Consider the following 2,610-nt stretch of genomic DNA (forward strand, 5'->3'; position numbering starts at 1 on the left):
GATGTCTTTCAAGTATCGTCGTCGCCCTAAAACCGTTTGTACATAACCGTTTTCGCGAGCAAAATCAACTTGGTTACTCATATACGATTTCAGTTTTGGATACGTTTGATAATAAGCATCAATCAACTCGGCAGCTTCCTTTCGAGAAAGATCAGTTTGATTAGAAAGACCAAAAGCTGAAACACCATAAATAATTCCGAAATTTACCGTTTTAGCATTGCTTCTTTGTTCTTTAGTAACTTCTTCTAAAGGCACATTAAACACTTTTGCAGCCGTACTTTTGTGAATATCCTCGTTATTTTGAAACGCTTTTATCATGTTTTCCTCGCCTGATAAAGCAGCGATTATTCGCAATTCTATCTGCGAATAATCGGCAGAAAGTAAAGTGTAGTTTTCGTCACGAGCAATAAATGCTTTACGAATCAATCGTCCGCGTTCAGTACGAATTGGAATGTTTTGCAAGTTCGGATTATTCGAACTCAAACGTCCTGTTGCTGCAACAGTTTGCATATAATCAGTATGAACTCGACCTGTTTTTTTGTCAACTTGGTTTGGTAATGCGTCAATATAAGTGCTTTGCAGTTTTACCATTTGGCGCCATTCTAGAATGTCTTTTACAATTGGATTGTCTTTTTCTAAATAACTTAATATTTCTTCACCAGTCGCATATTGACCTGTTTTGGTTTTCTTTTGTTTGGCTCCGCCAATTTTCATTTTATCAAATAAAACATCACCCAATTGTTTTGGTGATGCCAAATTGAACTTTTCACCAGCGGTTTCATAAATTTTTTGTTCTAATGCGGAACTTTCAATTGCCATCTCAACCGACATTTCTTTCAAAAAAGGAACGTCAAGATTAATCCCTTCTAATTCCATTGCTGCGAGAACAGGGATTAACGGAATTTCGATTTCATCAAATAATTTTTTAGTTTCGGCTTTGTCTAAAATCGGACTAAAATTTTGTTTTAATTGATACGTAACATCAGCATCTTCTGCAGCGTATTCTTTGATGTCTTCAAGCGCCACTTCACGCATCGATTTTTGATTCTTACCTTTTTTACCAATTAAATCTTCAATAGATTTTGGTGAATATTTTAAATAGGTTTCACTTAAAACATCCATATTGTGGCGCATATCTGGGTTTATCAGATAATGGGCAATCATCGTATCGAATAATTTCCCTTTGATTTCAACTCCGTAATGCGACAGAATTTTTAAATCATATTTGATGTTTTGACCGATTTTTTCGATGCTTTCACTTTCAAAAAATGGTTTAAATTTATCGACTAAAAGTTGTGATTCTTCCTGATTTTCTGGAAACGGAACGTAAAACGCTTTTCCTTTTTCGAAAGAAAATGACATGCCAACTAATTCGGCATTCAAAGCATCAATTCCTGTAGTTTCGGTGTCGAAACAAACAGAAGATTGACTCATTAAATTTTGCAACAATAATTTTACGGGTAAATCACCTTGAACGATTTGGTAAAAATGTTGCGTGTTCTCTAGAGTTGTATAATGTGAATTGGTTTTTACTTCGCCACTTTCTTCGTCAGAAAATCCAAATAAATCGAATTGATCTTCGTTGGCTTTTTTAGTAATTTGTTTTTTTAGTGTGGTTTGGCTGTTACTGGCTTCATTACCATTAGTGTCAATTTCGTCGTATTCTTTTCCAGTTCCAAAATATTTATCAAACTGAGCTTTCATTTGACGAAATTCCAATTCATTGAAAAGCGCATCTGTTTTTTCAACATCCGGTTTCGATAATTCGTAGTCACTTTCGTTAAAATTTACAGGGCAATCGAGCAGGATTGTGGCTAATTTTTTTGATAAAATCCCCTTTTCCTTGTTGGCTTCAATCTTTTCTTTCATGGCGCCTTTTAGCTTGTCAGTATTGGCGAGAAGATTTTCCATCGTGCCAAATTCTTTCAATAATTTCTTAGCCGTCACCTCACCAACGCCTGGCAAACCTGGAATATTATCGGCAGCATCGCCCATCATGCCTAAGAAATCAATCACTTGTTCGGGTCTTTCTATTTCAAATTTTTTCAAGACTTCAGGAATTCCCCATATTTCAATGTCGTTACCCATTCGAGCTGGTTTGTACATAAAAATATTTTCGGAAACCAATTGTGCAAAATCTTTATCTGGTGTAACCATAAAAACTTTAAAATTTTCTTTTTCGGCTTGTTTTGCTAATGTTCCTATTAAGTCATCAGCTTCAAAACCAGCTACTTCGACAATAGGTATATGCATCGCTTTGAGCAATTCTTGTATGTATGGAACAGCAATTTTTATAGCTTCGGGAGTTTCGTCACGATGGGCTTTGTATTCTTGATACATTTCGTAACGGTAGGTGCTTCCACCTTTGTCGAAAGCAACGGCCAAATGGTCTGGTTTTTCACGTTTAATTACATCCATCAAGGCATTCATAAATCCCATAATGGCGGATGTGTCCATTCCTTTAGAATTAATTCTTGGGTTTTTTATAAAAGCAAAATAACCTCGAAATATTAAAGCATAAGCATCGAGAAGGAAAAGACGTTTTTGTGACATTTTGAAAAAATTTGACTGTAAAAATAAACATTCAAATTGTAGGATTTTATGTTTTAG

The 2,610-nt window shown here is 35.2% G+C and carries 1 protein-coding gene; it reads right to left on the reverse strand.

The window, feature by feature from the left end; translation table 11 throughout:
- On the reverse strand, positions 1 to 2,553 hold a 2,553-nt coding region (gene polA / locus ACHZC3_RS12400; RefSeq protein WP_394760184.1), incomplete at its 3' end, for a DNA polymerase I.
- Positions 2,554 to 2,610: the final 57 nt, after the last annotated feature.

The sequence above is a fragment of the Flavobacterium sp. genome (assembly GCF_043720215.1).
Lineage (GTDB): Bacteria > Bacteroidota > Bacteroidia > Flavobacteriales > Flavobacteriaceae > Flavobacterium.